Annotated in this window: 12 protein-coding genes and 5 pseudogenes; 9 read left to right on the top strand and 8 right to left on the bottom strand. The window is 36.2% G+C overall.

Annotated elements, in window-relative coordinates:
- Window positions 1-151: 151 nt before the first annotated feature.
- On the bottom strand, window positions 152-511 hold the full coding sequence (locus tag PC_RS05775) for a tyrosine-type recombinase/integrase (protein ID WP_011175748.1): 360 nt from the start codon (window positions 509-511) through the stop codon (window positions 152-154).
- A 37-nt stretch (window positions 512-548) separates the two neighbouring features.
- Window positions 549-752: pseudogene (locus PC_RS11255) on the bottom strand (transposase); the annotation flags it as partial.
- Window positions 753-802: 50 nt separating this feature from the next.
- Here PC_RS11255 and PC_RS11260 point away from each other — a divergent pair.
- A protein-coding gene (locus PC_RS11260; RefSeq protein ID WP_420885537.1) for an IS5 family transposase occupies window positions 803-1,595 on the top strand; the annotation gives its coding sequence in 2 pieces (ribosomal slippage) (window positions 803-1,077 and window positions 1,076-1,595; 795 coding nt in all).
- Between the two features lie 6 nt (window positions 1,596-1,601).
- Here PC_RS11260 and PC_RS11265 read toward each other — a convergent pair.
- The 5 genes and pseudogenes from PC_RS11265 to PC_RS05810 form a co-directional block, all read right to left on the bottom strand.
- Window positions 1,602-2,291, bottom strand: a pseudogene (locus tag PC_RS11265) (IS982 family transposase); the annotation flags it as partial.
- Window positions 2,292-2,504: 213 nt separating this feature from the next.
- On the bottom strand, window positions 2,505-2,996 hold the full coding sequence (locus tag PC_RS10505) for a tyrosine-type recombinase/integrase (protein WP_320408588.1): 492 nt from the start codon (window positions 2,994-2,996) through the stop codon (window positions 2,505-2,507).
- Window positions 2,997-2,999: 3 nt separating this feature from the next.
- Entirely contained in the window at window positions 3,000-3,482 is a 483-nt protein-coding gene (locus PC_RS10510; RefSeq protein ID WP_011175753.1) for a hypothetical protein, read from the bottom strand.
- Between the two features lie 164 nt (window positions 3,483-3,646).
- A complete protein-coding gene (locus PC_RS05805) occupies window positions 3,647-4,429 on the bottom strand; it encodes a GSU2403 family nucleotidyltransferase fold protein (protein ID WP_011175754.1) in 783 nt (260 codons plus the stop codon).
- Between the two features lie 2 nt (window positions 4,430-4,431).
- Window positions 4,432-5,157 carry a type IV toxin-antitoxin system AbiEi family antitoxin gene (locus PC_RS05810; protein WP_011175755.1) on the bottom strand — a complete coding sequence of 242 codons (726 nt, stop codon included), beginning with the start codon at window positions 5,155-5,157 and terminating at the stop codon, window positions 4,432-4,434.
- A gap of 288 nt (window positions 5,158-5,445) precedes the next feature.
- Here PC_RS05810 and PC_RS05815 point away from each other — a divergent pair, with 288 nt between their 5' ends.
- Both PC_RS05815 and PC_RS05820 read left to right on the top strand, forming a co-directional pair.
- Window positions 5,446-5,679 carry a hypothetical protein gene (locus PC_RS05815; RefSeq protein ID WP_011175756.1) on the top strand — a complete coding sequence of 78 codons (234 nt, stop codon included), beginning with the start codon at window positions 5,446-5,448 and terminating at the stop codon, window positions 5,677-5,679.
- A 298-nt stretch (window positions 5,680-5,977) separates the two neighbouring features.
- Entirely contained in the window at window positions 5,978-7,381 is a 1,404-nt protein-coding gene (locus PC_RS05820; protein WP_011175757.1) for an F-box protein, read from the top strand.
- A 1-nt stretch (window position 7,382) separates the two neighbouring features.
- On the opposite strand, the gene PC_RS05825 is transcribed toward PC_RS05820, so the two are convergent.
- Window positions 7,383-9,728: a hypothetical protein gene (locus PC_RS05825; RefSeq protein WP_079890465.1), complete on the bottom strand. Its 2,346-nt coding sequence runs from the start codon at window positions 9,726-9,728 to the stop codon at window positions 7,383-7,385.
- A 190-nt stretch (window positions 9,729-9,918) separates the two neighbouring features.
- Between PC_RS05825 and PC_RS11730 the strand changes: the two are divergent.
- From PC_RS11730 to PC_RS05860, 6 genes and pseudogenes are all read left to right on the top strand, one after another.
- Window positions 9,919-10,220, top strand: a pseudogene (locus PC_RS11730) (DNA/RNA non-specific endonuclease).
- A gap of 555 nt (window positions 10,221-10,775) precedes the next feature.
- The gene (locus PC_RS05835; protein WP_011175761.1) at window positions 10,776-11,606 is read left to right on the top strand and encodes a M4 family metallopeptidase; all 831 of its coding nucleotides are present in this window, start codon (window positions 10,776-10,778) and stop codon (window positions 11,604-11,606) included.
- An 81-nt stretch (window positions 11,607-11,687) separates the two neighbouring features.
- Window positions 11,688-12,797: a hypothetical protein gene (locus PC_RS05840; RefSeq protein ID WP_011175762.1), complete on the top strand. Its 1,110-nt coding sequence runs from the start codon at window positions 11,688-11,690 to the stop codon at window positions 12,795-12,797.
- A 774-nt stretch (window positions 12,798-13,571) separates the two neighbouring features.
- Window positions 13,572-14,033 (top strand): annotated as a pseudogene (locus PC_RS09960) (transposase); the annotation flags it as partial.
- 450 nt (window positions 14,034-14,483) lie between these two features.
- Window positions 14,484-15,054: pseudogene (locus PC_RS11270) on the top strand (IS5 family transposase).
- Window positions 15,055-15,212: 158 nt separating this feature from the next.
- Entirely contained in the window at window positions 15,213-16,364 is a 1,152-nt protein-coding gene (locus PC_RS05860; RefSeq protein WP_011175766.1) for an ABC transporter permease, read from the top strand.
- Window positions 16,365-16,368: the final 4 nt, after the last annotated feature.

A 16,368-nucleotide genomic window follows, 5' to 3' on the forward strand; every position in this document is an offset into this window, starting at 1 on the left:
TTTCAATTAAACGAGAAATCTGGCGCCAAAAATCAAGGTAATTTGTCTTAAGACAAAGGATAAAATTTCATTAAAGTTGATCAATTTCCATTGAGGCGCTTATTTAATAGAAATATCCGCGATAAGATGTATTATAGGATGGAAATTAAGCTTATAAACCAATTTTAGTAGCGGCATTTTCCGTCCACATATTTCCCAATCGAATATATCTTCTAATGGTATCAGAGCTTTTATGGCCCGTTTGTTTCATGATCAGGTGCTCAGAAACACCAAAGATGGCAGCAGTTGTAGCAAATCCAGCCCGTAAGCTATGACCTGAAAATGAATGTTTCTGCTTTTCTAAATGTTTGTTCCGCTTAATAATCAATGCGACGGATTTGGAAGTTAAGGCTTTATCCATGATTTGACCATGCCGATTAATCGGTCGAAATAATGGCCCTTCGCTAATTTTAGAACAATTAAGCCAATCATTTAAGGTTCTGACAGGGCAAGTGAGAATGTTTGATCCCATAACTCTCCCCTTCCTTAATAACCTGAATTTTGGGTTTTTAGGCAGCCATTAACAATAAGCGATGCTGCTCTGCTAAGTTTATAGATGGCTTTTTAGGTTGATGAGTGTAAGCAACAATCCCAGCTAATAGATTAATTAAAAAATTTCCGGCATTTCTGTGGCGTGTCTATTCAATTTGAGAAATATTTTTTAGTTGATCATTGACCGTTTCAATAATAGCTCGTTTTCTAAGAACCTGTTTAAAATCTTTTAATCGTGTATAATTGCCTTCAAAAAAAATTGTAGGCAATAATGACGCATTCTTATCCAAGCGATATTTCTAGAGAACAATTTGATAAAATCAAGCCAATCCTTGAATCTATCCGAAAGAAAACACGTCCCCGAAAGATAGATCTTTATGATGTTTTTTGTGGGGTTTTATACACTTTGAAAAGTGGTTGTCAGTGGCGTATGTTGCCAAAAGAATATCCTAAATGGGAAATATGCTATTATTATTTCACTCTTTGGTCTAAAAAAGATCAACAAACTTCTGAAAGTATTCTAGAACAAGTTTTAAAAAAAAATCGTTGGAGAGGTTCGACAAAGCAGTGGTCGGAACGAGAAAACCAGTTTTATCATAGTTGATGCGCAAAGCGTTAAGAATACCGATACAGCTGAAAGTAAAGGCTATGATGCAGGAAAAAAAATCTCAGGTATCAAACGGCACATAGCAGTAGACACTCAAGGATTGCCTCATGCCATTCATATAACCACAGCAAATGTTACTGATAGAAAAAGAGCTCTAGAAGCATGTTTACTGAATAAGAGTGTTTTGTCTGAAGTAAAAAATATTTTAGCAGATAGAGGATATTCTGGAGAACCATTTTCAAATGGTATTCATGAGATATGGGGATGTACAGTAGAGATAACGAAAAGAAACGAATTGCATGCTTTTAAAGTGATTGCGAAAAGATGGATCGTAGAGCGTTCTTTTAGCTGGTTAGAAAAATGCAGAAGGTTATGGAAGAACTGCGAAAGAAAATTGAATACAAGCTTAAATCTGGTCATTTTGGCGTTTGTGGTTCTCCTTTTAAAAAGATTTTAAACAGGTTCTAAGAAGAATTTTGTCTGTCAACTTCATAAGATTCTGCTTCCTATTCGATCTTAGGGTAGTAAATAATTCAAGACCTTGTTTCAAAAGCCTCTTTGAAAGTTCTTTCGAAATATATCCCTTATCACCAAATAGTTTCCCAAAAACCCCTTTCGATAAAGTTTCGGCAATAGAAACATCAGCAACATTTCCAGGAGTTAGCTGAAAAGCCAAAATTTCTCCTCTCTCATTGATCATGAGATGCAATTTAAACCCGAAAAACCACCCTGAAGTTGTTTTCCCCCTCTTTGCTAAACCTTTAAAGACCTTGTTTCTTTTTATACGTTTATTGTGGCAAACATCTATCGATGGAGAATCAATAAAAGCAATTCCTGTGATTTCTCCTCTTTTGTCCAAAAGATAAGCAAATAGAGGAGCAAAAAGGTTCTTCTTTAAATAAACAAAGCGGCTATAACTAATTAAGTTTGGAAATTCTTTAACTAAGTATTTGGTAACATATCCATAAAAGTGCTTAAATGTTCGATCATTTGATTGATGAAATAAAATGACAATTGTCATCATCTCTGGTATCGATAATTCAGGTTGAGGTCCTCGCTTTGTTTTGCCATGATCAATTAACTGTTTATTCCATTTCTGCTCAAAAGACTTCCAAAAATCATCCACACTACAATATAATTTGATTAAATCCATTTTGACCTCTCATGTCATATTAAACATTAGTTTGGGGAAACAAATGTTTTAAATGATGCAGAGGTCTTTTGTCATTTAAATTTTATTCTTCTTATTTATTATCAAAGGGATAAATTCAAAGTTCAGGTTAATATCTTTCCCAATGTGTTCCAAAAACATAGCGTAGCTCTTAGGATCAAAGATCTCGTTCTTTTTAGCGCTCATTCAGAACCTTTATGGTATTAAGTTAACTTTTTTGCTGGCATTATCTGATCGAGCGGATTTATCGTAAGCATAAACCATCTCCGAGGAAGCATGTCCAGTTACACGCATAATATCGCTGTCTTGAAATCCCTGCTGTTTAAGATAAGTGACAGCAGATGCCCTCAAGACGTGCGGGGTGATTTTAAACGGAATACCGGCCTCTTTCCCAGCTTTGGCAAATGTCACAGCGACTTGATTGATCATCACAGGCTTTCCAAATCTCGTAATGAAAACATGTCCTTTTCTCTCGCCAATATGCTCTCGAAGCCTTTCCATAATGCTATTTGAATAGGTAATAACAGTCTCTTTGTACACTCCCTTCATTTTAGACTGAGGAAATGTGATTTCACAGCGCTCCCAATCAATCTGGTGAATTTGTAGAGACAAGACCTCACTTACGCGCTTACCACCCTGTAAAATCACTTTCCCGATTAAACAATCACGTGAATTAATTTTATCCAGCTCTTAAAAAAAAGTAATCCACTGCGCCTGAGTCATTGCTGGTGTTTTCACTTTTTCGCCGATTTTAAAAAAAGTTTTTGAGCTTCCTTCTTTGTTCGGCAAAGCCTTTTTTACAATACCTTGAAGGCGGCGTTGTAAAAATCCTGTAAAAGAGATATAGCAAGCTGCTCGTGATTGCCGACTTGCCTCAGCCCAGTCTTGTATCAACTTGATTCGATCAATCACAGCTTCATGATTCGTTAAGGCAAATACTTGAAGGCTCATTAGAGGATTGAGAAGACCAAATTCAATCAGCTTGCGAATTCCTGATCGATAATTAATTTGCGTTCTATGACTCAAAGTGGATAGCCAATGGGACAGCGCCTCTTCCAATGTGATCTCATCTAGTTTGTTCCATATTACATTTGTTTGAAATGCTTTTGCCTGTTCGTAGGTCTCTAAGCTAAATCCAATAGAGGGTTCAATCACTGTTGGCATCAAGGTCATAGCTTATTTGACTCCTTGCTTTCTATGATGTGTTCTTCTAAATATGAGATTGCTTCTTCACTAAGTGTTATTGTTGGCTCCTTTGTTTAATCTTTTTTCTTTCAGTGACAAATCTCACACTCTATAAAAAGTCACAAGTCAATTCTATAAATTATTTATCATCCCTATCCATCTTGTAGGATTCTTTTTGTGAATCGCTCAAAATTTAACCTCTTTAATTTTCCATAAGGATCTTGAGCTTCCAGCTTAGCCCATTCTAACGGGGTAGCATTGCTCATCCAATTTCGCAAATTATCTCGCAATGTCTTAAACCATTTTGGATGCTGAGATCCGAGAAAAAGTAATTTCATTATTGCAGCTTCCGAAAAATCTCCCAATTGGGTTGCTACATACCAAATCCCATAAAGATCCTTATGGATTTTTGAGGCGCTTTTACGCCTTGTAAAGGTGAGTCCTTTATGAAACATCCAAGCTCCTGGAGATACCACCCATCCAGATTCTCCTGAGTACGTCTTGAATTCACTGGTCATCTGTAAACTTAAAGTGAGATAGCTGAGTGGTTGTGCCACAACGCCGGCAATTAAAACGTTTTTATGTTTGTCGTTACGCGCAGCAGAATCGGTCAGAAATTCGATTTCCACCTCTAAACCATTGATTTCTTTGACATAGCTTTCGGTAGCAGGCTGATCCAAATCTTTGAATAATTGAGTAAATCCAGCTTCCTCAAGATGTTTTGAAATGTTCTTTTTTGAAATTGACGGGACTTTGCGAGGAATGAGCGAATCGATATCTCTCGTTCCAATAGGAGGATTGCCTAATTGTTGATCTGCTAGATATAGCTTGTAAATGATGAGAGCGTATCCACCTCCGATCACAATGACTTCTTTCCACGGACCCATCGATTGCAAAAATTCTGAAATCACCAAATCTTCTTGTTTTAAGTCCACTTCTACCCCTTCCTATAAATCCGTTTCAATTCAGGTATGCGCTCTGCCATGAATTCCGCTTGTTCTAATCCACGCAAAGGGAAGTGATAGAGATCCAAGAACGTCAATAAAACAGGGGATGAATTGAGATGTTGATCTGCTTCTATTTTTAGAAAACTTTTATAATAAGGCTCAATCAGCAATACCTCGTACCCTCTCTCTTGAGGCTCTAATTCCAGAAGCAGTTCAAGCCCCTTCTTTACATCTCGACTCTTAATATATAGCTCAAGAGTGGTTAGATTGGTGTTTTTGCATCCATGCACTTCTACTGCAGAATGAAGAGCTAAAACGGTTTTGGATTGTAGATTCGACTTCTTAAGCACCTTTAAAAGCTCATCTCGATCTGTAAACCCTGAACGATACGTCCACATTTTGCATTTTTTGACGATACTGTATTGTTCAAGCCAGCTCCTCAGTAAAGCTTCCGGTTTTGTCATACAAAAATGCTTCGACGTCCTCACGCCTTCGGTTTGCAGGAAGCCATGCATCACAAGAATACTAAATACTCGCTGCACTAGTCCAAGACTAATTCCTGTCTCCTTAGCCACTTGTCGCAAAGAAAATTTTTCTTTATCGATTCCAATCCTAAGTAACCATGCTAGAATCACAGAAGATCGATCAGCATAAATATTCCCTTCAACAAACGATTCATTTGAACTTAGTAAAAATCGACCCTTCATATTGTTCATCCCTCCACCGTGTTCGTTATTTTATATTGTTCAATATTTTTTGAACAATAGTTTATTGGAAAAACGGCTTTGCAAGCTTGACTTGTTTATAAGTTTGAATTTTAGCTTTTTCATTGCGAAGATGAGCGTACCACTCATTGGGAATAATTATTGCTTTATATAGCAATTTTTTCCACCTGTTCAACGGTTTCATTGATGGTATAAATCACAAAATTCTCCTTTTTGTTGCAGGAGACGTTAAAATCAAAGCATTCTTAAATGTTTAATCTTTAGTTAATAAGAATAAAAATGCCTGAAACTGTATACAAGCGGAAAAAAGATAGAGCATTAAAAATTTTGGATGACGCTTACTTTGTGGCAAAAGAATTAGTTTATCTACAAGATTATTGGCGAGAAGGAGCTGTAGACAACTTAATTCTTAACAAACAAAAATATCTATCTTTCGAAATGAATTCGACTAAGGAAAAAAACAGCTTAGCAAGTAAGCAAAGTAATAAAACTTCGAAGAAGTGGCCTTTTTAAAAGGCCACTTACATATTTCTTTAGCTATAGGAATTATAAGAATAGCTTAGATCGCATTCTTTTTTAAATTATGCTTCATTTGAATTGCTTAATAATACATGTTGAGCAAATTAGAATCTATCTTCCTCTTAATGAGGATTTAGCCGCCATACATATTATAAATTTCCTTTTCATTTTATCTTTAATAAAATCCTTAGTTGCTATTTTTGAATCAATTTAACCTAGAACAAAATAAACTTATTAAATATAATTATTATTATTTAATTAATCATCTTCTTTTAATAAAGATAGAGGCTTTATGCAGATTTCTTTAAAATCCCCTATAGAAGCTTTACCTGAAGAAACAAAGGTTGCCATTTTTAATCATCTTAAGAGCCCAAAAGACCTTGCCATGGCTTCTTTAGTTAGTAAAGCCTGGCAACAGCTAGCAGAGGATCCCTCCCTATGGAAAGCCCAGTTTTGTCGCCAATGGAAAAAGTTGATATTCTCGACTCGCCCTACCTTAAATTCAAATTGGAAGAAAATTTATAAAAAAAAGCATCAAATTCTAAAAGAAGTCAAACGTAACAAATCCACATTATGTGAAGATCGATGTAAGCATGACACCTACCAATTACCCGGTTTTGCTGCATTCAGTCCTATTAGTTTGAAAGTAGAAAAAAAAGTGGCTTTCATCCAAGTCACTCCTGGGACTGCGCAAGTCTATTCTCTTGAGGAAAAAGGCTGTCAATTAGTTTTTGATAACTTAAAAGACGAAAACTCTCGTTTGATCCACTATCTGGAGGGACATATGATCCAAGTTACCCAAGAAGGGTCCCTCTATCGCTGGCCACTCAAAGAACCTTTTCCTTCGCACCCCTTAAGCAGGGTGGGAAATTTTGAGGAAGCCCATGTTGACCAAGAGTTGCTTATTTTAGTGTTGCCTCAGCGCAAGCAATTTGCCATTTTTAATATAGAAAATGGCTTAAAATGTTACGAATCTCCCCTTTTCCGCTTTTCCATCCGCTCGCTCGATTGTCGTGATAACCAAATTTTGATTCAATGTGAAGATGGCACGCTTTATTTTATCAAAGCTATTCGAAAAGAGAATGCCTCCCAAAATCTGGAACCGATTCTTTTGGACGGGCTCTTTTTAGATCCTCTTTCCAAAGAGCTAGTGCAATTTGATGAAAAGCGCGTCATTATTTTGGGGAAGGATGCGGGGAAACGCCTCTGTACAGTTTGGGATGCTGCTAGCGGAAAAAAAATCTTTGAGGATTCTCTTGAAAGAGAATCAATATTTCATCTCAACTCCAAATCTAAATGTATTACTGCTTCAGCCTATAATGGCGAAAAACTCGCTGTGGGTTTTGACAAGGGGTATGTTGTTTTTTATGAACCCACTACTGGAAAAAAGATTACAATGCACCCTTTTGGTACTTCTCCTGTCCAGTTCCTTAACTTCGACAGCGATCAAGAACATTGCTGGGTGGCCACTAATCCTTACAATTTAATTGAGTGCTTAAATATCACAGATAAGCCTAAAAAAGTGGGAGCTTTTTGCCCTAATAGGCTAATAAAAGTAGATATAGAAGGTAATTTAATGGGTATTTATGCAGATGAGCGTCGCTTAGCTTGCTGCGATAAAGAAGGGTGGTTGGATGTTTGGGACTTTGCTAAGACTTCTCTTCCCACCTTCCCACCCTTAAACTTTGAAATTTAGCCTATTCAGTCGACCGTTTAATCAAGGCTTGTTTTAAAGCTTCCTCTTCATAAATAGAAGAATCTGTTTGCTTTAATTCTGCAACAAGCTGAGTAGTAGCCTTGGATTGTAGGTTTAATAAATCTTTGACAAAAGTAAGCGTGGCGCTAGACACAGGATAATGACTTAATATAAACAGAGAGTTTGCTGACCATTCAATTATTCCTTTTGAAGTGTTTGTATAGTTTTTTCTTAAAAAAGCATCTTCAGGCTCTTTCCCTTCTCCTAGTTCCTGCATTAAACGTCGATTTTGCTGAATTATTCTCTTTATTTCCTCTAGATCCTTTTGTAAGCCGGTTTTTTCCAGAAATTTATCTATAGCAATTTTATAAGCTTCATAACGTTTAGCTTCGCCATATGATAATTTTTTAGCTAAATCTAGCTTTTTTTCAGGTTCAAGATTTAGGAAAGTTGAATTTTCTGGTACATTCTCTTCTAGTGATAACAGCATAATCTTTTCTTCAGGAGTTAAATCCATTTCTTTCAATGCTTGCTCAAACTCTTCTTTTTCCCTCTCTTTCTCCTCTATAGTGATCGTTAGTCCCTCGATTTGTTTTTGATGTTGAAAAAAAGGGGTTTGCCGATACTGTTGATAGCGATTTTCAAATGTTTCATCCATCCATCCTGTTAACTCTGTTCTAAATTCATTGAACGTTTCTTGCATTGTTTTAATTCTTGCTTTTTCTATTTTAAAATCAACAACCGCTATATGGAAAGGAGAATGATTAAGATTTGCTAATGCATCGAGAATGCGCATGAGTTCATTAACGGTGCTTTTCACCTCTTTTAAAATTTCTAACTTTTTGTACAGGGGGGTGTAGGTAGCGCTAGTTTTTGCAATCTCTAACCCGTTAAAAAGTTTGCCCAGCTTCTCCAATTCTTTTTCTAAAGCGGAAACTAAAGCAATTTTTTCTTGGATAACCGTTAGACTTTCATCCAGGCTTGCAATAATGAGTTTGCCTACTTGTTGAGTGCCTTCCAAAGGGCTAATCTCTTTTTTGGCAATAGCATTAAGGATTTGCATAGCATCGAAGCGTACTTTTTTTTCAATTAAATCGTCCACTTTATTTAAGGCAGAAGGAGCTATTAAAGTATGATGGTTTAAAAAATAAAAGTTAGTGTTTGCCCATAAAGAGGGATTCACCCACTTTTTAAACACTTCATCTACATGCGCTCTCTTTAATCGTTTATTTTTTAGGAATGCATTAATAACAGTTCTAGGAATCCCAATTGTTTGCAGTTTGCCTATCGTTTCTTCCGATAGGCTATTTCTATCCTGTATATATTGGAATAAAGAAACTTTTGATTCTGTTGCTAGGGTTTGATCCTCTATAGAAAGAGAAAATGTCTGCTTCCATAAATTTTCAATTCCATCAAATGCGTGAATCTTATTGTCTAAAATGGCTTTAATGGTCTTTTGAAGCCCTTCTTTAGAGACATTTAGCTCAAGGAGCCTTTCTTTTAACGGAAGAGGAATTTCTCTTTGGTTTTCACGCAATGCGCGTACTGCTTCCAGTAAAGACTCTTTAAGCGTATAAAGATAGGTATCATTCACTTCGGCAAATAAAGAATGGTGACAAGCTTCTGTGCCTGTTTGTTCTGAGCCGATGTAAAATTGTTTTTTGGCTGGTAGCCAATCAATTTGACATTCCAACCCAGAATAAGCTATGCCCATGTGAAGAAAAAGAAGTAGCCGCGCTTGCGCATGCATGTCAATTAATTCTGCAGGGGGATTTTCATTTTTATCGCCATGATTGTTATAGGCATCCATTTCAGCAATGAATTGACCAAGCTTCAAAGAAAGTGGTTTATCAATTTGGAAAAATGGTTCTACAGCTTTTGCAATAAATTCTTTTGCATTGATATAAATTTCTCTATTGCTCTCTAAACCAAAGGAAGAACGCTTTTCAAGTTTAGGTTGGTTTATTTTATCATCTGCTTTGGATCTTGTTCCCCTAGAAGGCATTGCGGCCGGAAAAGTTTCTTGATAAACTTTACTCTCTTTTTCAGTGATTTTTTTTATTGGCAAACTTCTGCTGCTATTCAAAGAACTGGTATCCTCGGCTTCTAAGGCCTCTTCTTCTTCTTTTGTTCGCCTAGGCAACTTATGAGGGGGAGATGAGTTGGGCGTAGATAAGCTTTGAATGGCGGTCTGAGCCGCTTCTTCAGTTTTTTGCTGGAGATTCTCGACTATTTTTTCCTTCCCTTTTTGTTTTCTTTTTTTCCCTTCTGCAGCTTGCGACGCAGGTTGTTGGATATTTTGTCCTTGAGATGGATGACTTGGAAAAGATCCGGTTGGGTTGACCATAGCTAAACTCCCTTTTTTCCCTCCTACGGTGCAATTTGCACGCCAATCCAAACTGAAGATGAAAAAGTTGGTTTTTAATAGCGGAAAAATGAGCTTGAACTGAGAAGGCAATAGAAAATCAAAACCAAGTGAATTCTCTATGAAAACATCTAGGTAAAAGAGATAAATAGCCTTCAAAGAAGATGAAAAAATTCCTCTCCATTTAAGAGCCACTTTAGCAGATTATAAAGGGAGTGGATTTGATCGCGGACATATGGCTCCAGCTACGAATCACCGTTCAACTTTTGACATAATGGAAGATACTTTTTTTTGACCAATATGTGCCCCCAGAGTCCTTCATTCTATAGAGGTTATTGGTCTAAATGGGAGAGATATGTACGAGATTTGACAAAGCTTCAGCAAAACGTCTATGTGATTACAGGACCTTTGTATCTTTCTCATGAGGGATGTGAAGGAAAAGGTTATGTTACCTATCAAGTTAATGATTCTTAAGAAGTCGCAGTTCCCACACGTTTTTTAAAGTATTGAAACTGGAAAATTGTCAAGAAGAGTAAGAAATCAAGGCCTATATTTCGCCGAATCAACTTATTTTATCAAATAGGCCTTTAAGCAAATGTGAAAGCGCTCTTGAAAATTAGAAAAATGTGCGGGATTGATTTTTTTAACCTTTATTCATTTTTCAAAAAATCCTTTGTAATTTATCTTAAAAAATTTTAATACTATACGATAAATACCATTAGCACTCTGTTGTTAGTATTTTGTTGATCAGTGATTAGTTTTAAATGATGTAGCAATGCCTAACCATCTCTTCAAGGATGCTACAATAGAAAAATATCAAGGAAAAAAGACCCCAGCTTATATTTTTTAAATGATAAAATTCTTTCAAAGATGCTTTCAGAATTTTAAATTGACAATCTAAAAAAGTTGGTAATTTTGGGATGACAAGCATCGAAAAATTCAAGTAAAATTTTAAGCTTTTTGCTTGCTGCTATAATAGTCCAATAAATTAATTTTCAATTAAATAAATTAAAAAACACGGGAGTAAAAATGAATAAATATGCATCTTTGTCAGAAGCTTTTAATAGTCCCTCACTCTATCAAGAAACACAGATTGGTTCCTTTACCAGTGGAGGACTTAAACAGCTAGGTTACCTACCGCTTGAATGTAAAAATGAAGACGAAAGAAAACTTTGTTCAACGATTCATGGAATAGTGGAAGAAATAAAAAAATTTTATTGGACTACTTTTCAACTAGTCGGTGTAGATGGAGAAGGAAAGATCCCGCCATTTTTTGTCCATTATCCTGAAAAAAACGCCTATTATGCTCCTTGGAAAAAGGAATGTTTCGCTTTTAATAACGAATTTGCTTCTCAGCCAGATGTTGTGTGTCATGAAATGACGCATGCCGTGATTGAAAATCATAATCCACTTGGTAACCAAGGACAAGCAGGGGCATTAAATGAAGCAATTGCGGATATTGTTGCTATAGTATTTAAACAAAAAAAATGCTTAGATGTTATTGATAACCGTTGGAAAATTAGTACTCTTCGTGATTTAAGCCAACCTCCTAAACAATTTAAGTCCGTAGATAACTATAACAAAGGCAATGACTTTGGACATGTGCATGACAATAGTTTAATTATTAGCCACACATTTTATCTTGCTTCAACAAACCTGGACTATGATCCAACACATTGTGATTTGCTTTTAGGAATTTGGTTGAAGTCGATGTTGGAACTTGAAGATAAAACTTTTAGAGGATTTAAAAGTAAGACACTCGAAGCTAATGAGGAAGTTTTTTTTCAAGGTGGCAGTATTATTATCAATGCAATCAAGAAAGCTTGGCAAAAAACCTCTCATTTGTTTCCAAAGACATAATCGAATTTGTTAAGTTGGTTTTTCCTCTTAACATTCTAGGCAAATGACTATGGAATATTAAAAAAAAGCAGGGGAAAAGTCATGCAAGTGTATCCAACCACATCTGTTTCTTCAGAAATTCATCATCATGTCCAAAAACAAGGCTTGAAGCATAAATTATCTTCAACCACTGAAAAAATTATTCAACTTAATCCAAAACTACTCTTAGGTGAGTCTAATTTATTCAACTATGACTTGGCAAATCACGCCATTGTGTTAGCACCCCAGTTTCAGAGTCTCTTAACATTACTCATCCAGCTAGATGAGCTAGATTGTAAAGCTTTAACAGCAAATTCTTTGTATGATCTGAATTCAATTCTCCAGCAATCTCAAGGTATTCGAGGAGGCTTATTGCGTAAAGAAGGAACAGAAAGATGGCATTTAGAAGATAATCTTACTAAGCAAAAATACAGCCAAACTTTCAATGTACTATTACAGCAATTAGGTTTCGTTTTTCCAAAATCTATTGATAGTGAAATGACCGTTGATCACTGTATTGTTTTTGGAGCCCGTACTGAACGTATGGAAACACGAATAATTGAAACATTGGTTTATTTGCAAAACAACCTTAAAGTAACTGGCCATATTTTTTTATTAGGTTCCAACCGAAAATTAATTCAAGCGGAAATAGAGCATCTTAAAAGCAAGCTAGAGAAATTGGAGGAAACTCAAAGGAACTATTGGAGTGAAGTATTTAATGACCCTGAGCAAACTACTGAAGCAAATGCTTTTGTTTTTTTATGGAAATGCATTGTTCCTCAGCTAACGCAAACTCTTTTAGAAGATAAGATTGTCGGCATTAAATCCACTCGAATTGGAAACTCTTATATTGAACAATTTGGACATCGTGCGACTACAGAGGTTACGATCGAAGATTGGATGACCTTCTATAAAGCCGAGGAACCTCAAGCTATTTTTGCTCTCGCTGAACAACCCTATATTCGTTTAGCTGATCAGTTAAAATTTACAGTGCTTTCCAAAGGTAAAAAGGCCAATACAGACGAGCTAATAGAACGAATTAAGAACACAACTTTTTATTTTGCCTTTCCAAATTCAAGCTTTAGCCCACTAATAAGCGTGATGTTAGACGAAATTGGCCGTAATGTATACCGGATTTCCGATACTTTAAAGTATCTTGAAAGTCTCGAGTAGTGTGTAGGTGCAGGCTTCATACTTCACAGTTTGGCAGAAAATTCTTATTGCCTATACGCCACAGCAATAAAGATCTGTGAAATCCTTGGTAATTGACATTGCCGCTCTCAGTTGCGGCTCTTGAATATCTTTCTTAATATGTTCCAAAAACATAAGCGTAGCTCTTAGGATCAATGATCTCGTTCTTAGCGCTCATTCAGAACCTCTATGGTATTAAGTTAACGCCAGTTTAACGTAAGCTATCTTCCGGCTATATTCTGAATGATCTTTGTTGAAAAAAGGCCTCTTTTCTGTTAGAAGATTTTGTTTTCCAGAACAAAAACCAAGGAAAGAGACCAAAATGAAAGAGATAGAGATGATCAAACTGTTTTGTCTTGTTGATGATTTTTCTAATCAATTTCACCAAATGTGTTCCCAAAAACAAATTGAGTAGACGAAAAGAAAAATCCGCAAAAAACTTTTAGAACATCTTTAAGTGAAGTGTTAACGGTTTTGCTTCTCTTTCATCATTCCAATGACAGAACATTTAAACACTTCTACTTAAACCATGTAAAAACAACTTTAAAATATTTATTCCCTCATCTTGTTGGATACTCAAGATTTGTTCAACTCACCTTTGAAGCATTTTTCCCTATGTTTTGCTTGATCCAAGAACACCAAGGTATGTGTGAAGGGATTTTATTGATGGACTCTACAGTATTAACGGTTTGCCTGCGTCAAACGTGCCTCTTCCCATCGTGTCTTTAAAGAGCCAAGCTAAGTGGGAAAAAAACAACCATCGGTTGGTTCTTTGGGTTTAAGCTCCATCTTGTGATTAATCATCATGCAGAGATTGTCACATTTAAGTTGACAACTGGCAATATTGATGATCGCAAACCCGTTCCAGAAATGGTAGAAGGGATGAAAGGAAAAGCATTCGCAGATATAGGGTCTATTTCAGAAAAACTGACTAATACTCTAATGCAAAAGGGAATTCATCTTTTCACAAAAGTAAAGAAGAAGATGAAACATCAATGGATCACGTTAGTGGATAAACTCATGCTAAAAAAGAGGACTATGATTGAAAGTGTGAATCATCTGTTGAAAAGTAGCTGTCAGATAGAACATCATCGGCGCCGAAGTCGATGGAACTTTCTTAGCCATCTGATGGCAGGTCTTGCTAATTGTTGCTTGGAATCCATCCAAACCTCGACTGTTCTTTTTAAATACAGAAATCGAAGCTGCTTAAGCTCCTAGAATATTTTTGAGGATTTCTTACGTTAAACTGGCGTTTTTTTAATAGAACAAAGTCTTTTAAAGAGATTTTTGCCCCTACAAGCATAAAAAATTGCTTATATAGTCAAAACGGGTGGGGAATTTCTTTGAAATAAGGGACTAAATGAGACGTGATAAGCTTTATAAACCTGCATTCTTTATTTTTTTAATGTTTGGTTTCCTTCTTTTTTCTTTTGAGTCCCATGTATACTGAAAATTGTTGCATCTGTAACTTTAAAAATCCTTATCTTTATATAGGGCATCACGCGCTCTCTTAAGTCATAAGTAAGCTGTAAGCGAGTTACCCAAAAAGTATCATATAAATTTAAAGTGCGATACCTTTGTCTTGAAGCTGGCTAGATAGTGTAGTCAGGAGAAATGAAATAAATGCTTAAATGTGCTACTCTTCTACGCTCATCAATGGAGCATCTTATGGAAACGCACAGAAGACATGATATATCCGACAGAGTTTGGAATTTACTGGAACCTCATTTGCCAGGAAGAAGAGGGGCTTGGGATGGCTTGTGATAGATGCTTCGCATTGTAAAGTGCATCCTCATGCAGCGGGAGCTAAAGGCGGTAATCAGAGCATGAGTCATACAAAAGGAGGCTCAATACAAAATTGCATCTTGCCGTGGATGCGCATGGTCTGCCGATCAGGGTCATTATTACAGAAGGCACAACAGCAGATTGTACTCAAGCAAGCAATTTGATCGCTGGTCTTACAGCTGAGCGGTTACTGGCAGACAAAGGATATGATAGCGACGCAATCGTTGAGCAAGCTATAAGTCAGGGAATGCAAGTGGTGATTCCTCCACGAAAGAATCGCATAACTGGTCGAGAATACGATAAAGATCTCTATAAGTTAAGGCATTTGGTGGAAAATGCATTTTTACATTTGAAGCGCTGGAGAGGAATAGCAACCCGTTATGCAAAGAACACAGCCTCATTCTTGGCTGCAGTCCATATTAGATGTATTGCTATATGGGCAGAAGTCTCGTGACTACACTATCTAACATAAAATGAAAATTATATTTGGCAAAGGATTCGATCTTTGATAAAATGATTTGTTCTTATTACAACCCTTACTCTGAAATAGATGCAGATTGATTCATCACTTTGGCTATGAAACACGCAAACGAACAAAAGTACTAAGCAAACATGATTTTATTAGCCTTGAAAATGTTGATTGGAAATAAAACCTCTTGCTTGGGAGTTATTTTTGGAATTTTTCTCACAACCCTTCTTGTTTCTCAGCAATCAGCTATTTTTTTAGGACTACTCACTAGATCTTATCGAATGGTTACAGACATTCCTGCTCCAAATATTTGGGTGACTGATCCTGCAACTGAAAGCGATGACAGAGTAAGATCTATGCCCGAGGGATATTTAGATATTGTTCGAAGTACTCCTGGTGTAGATTGGGCAGTTCCTATTAGTCGCTCTAATGTTTCTTTAATCACTCCTAGTAGGACATTTGAAGTTTGTAAATTATATGGTATTGACGATGCAACTTTAATTGGTGCCCCGGTAGAAATAATTGAGGGTAACGTTAAAGATTTAAGACGAGAAGGAGCAGTGATTGTAGACGTATATGCGGCACATAGCTCTCTAGCCACCATAACGAGTGAAGGAAAAAAACGTCCATTAAAAATAAGCGATGAAATTGAAATCAACAACCGTCGAGCAGTCGTTGTAGGAATTTGTAAAATTACGCAAGGTTTTTATCCTCAGCCCATTTTATTTTCTTCCTACACTCAATTTAAATATTTCAATCCTCTTATAGGCGATAGAATTGAATTTATTGTCGCCAAAACAAATCCAAATAAAAGTGTCGAAGAAGTCAAACAAAAAATTAATGCTCATCCTAATTTAAATGCATTAACCAAAGAAGAATTCGAATCAAAAATCATTGAATCCTTCCTAAAAACAGGCATTTTAATTAATTTTGGTTTATCAGTAGCACTAGGAATCATCATTGGTTTTTCAATTGCAGGGCAAATTTTTTATAGTATGACGCTTGAAAACTTAATGTACTATGCTTTAATTAAAGCTGTGGGCGGAACAAAAAAAATGATTTTTAACATGATTATTGTGCAAGCTCTATTGGCTGGACTCATTGGTTTTTCCCTTGGCATAGGAGCTACCCTGCTTTGGGGAGAGGCTATTCAAGGAACTACCTTGGCTTTTTTATTTCCTTGGCAATTATTGCTGTTCACAGCGGTTATTGTTCTTTTAATCTGCTTTCTTACAACAATGTTATGCATTCGGAAGGTCTCAACAGCCGATTCTAAAGTGTTGATGGGTAATTAAACAA

It is taken from the genome of Candidatus Protochlamydia amoebophila UWE25 (assembly GCF_000011565.2).
Lineage (GTDB): Bacteria > Chlamydiota > Chlamydiia > Chlamydiales > Parachlamydiaceae > Protochlamydia > Protochlamydia amoebophila.

Coding starts and splice junctions, on each gene's coding strand:
- PC_RS05815 (WP_011175756.1), top strand. CDS start 5,446: ATGCCTGAAACTGTATACAAGCGGAAAAAAGATAGAGCATTAAAAATT.
- PC_RS05820 (WP_011175757.1), top strand. CDS start 5,978: ATGCAGATTTCTTTAAAATCCCCTATAGAAGCTTTACCTGAAGAAACA.
- PC_RS05835 (WP_011175761.1), top strand. CDS start 10,776: ATGAATAAATATGCATCTTTGTCAGAAGCTTTTAATAGTCCCTCACTC.
- PC_RS05825 (WP_079890465.1), bottom strand. CDS start 9,728: ATGGTCAACCCAACCGGATCTTTTCCAAGTCATCCATCTCAAGGACAA.
- PC_RS05860 (WP_011175766.1), top strand. CDS start 15,213: ATGATTTTATTAGCCTTGAAAATGTTGATTGGAAATAAAACCTCTTGC.
- PC_RS05810 (WP_011175755.1), bottom strand. CDS start 5,157: ATGAACAATATGAAGGGTCGATTTTTACTAAGTTCAAATGAATCGTTT.
- PC_RS10510 (WP_011175753.1), bottom strand. CDS start 3,482: ATGACCTTGATGCCAACAGTGATTGAACCCTCTATTGGATTTAGCTTA.
- PC_RS05840 (WP_011175762.1), top strand. CDS start 11,688: ATGCAAGTGTATCCAACCACATCTGTTTCTTCAGAAATTCATCATCAT.
- PC_RS05775 (WP_011175748.1), bottom strand. CDS start 511: ATGGGATCAAACATTCTCACTTGCCCTGTCAGAACCTTAAATGATTGG.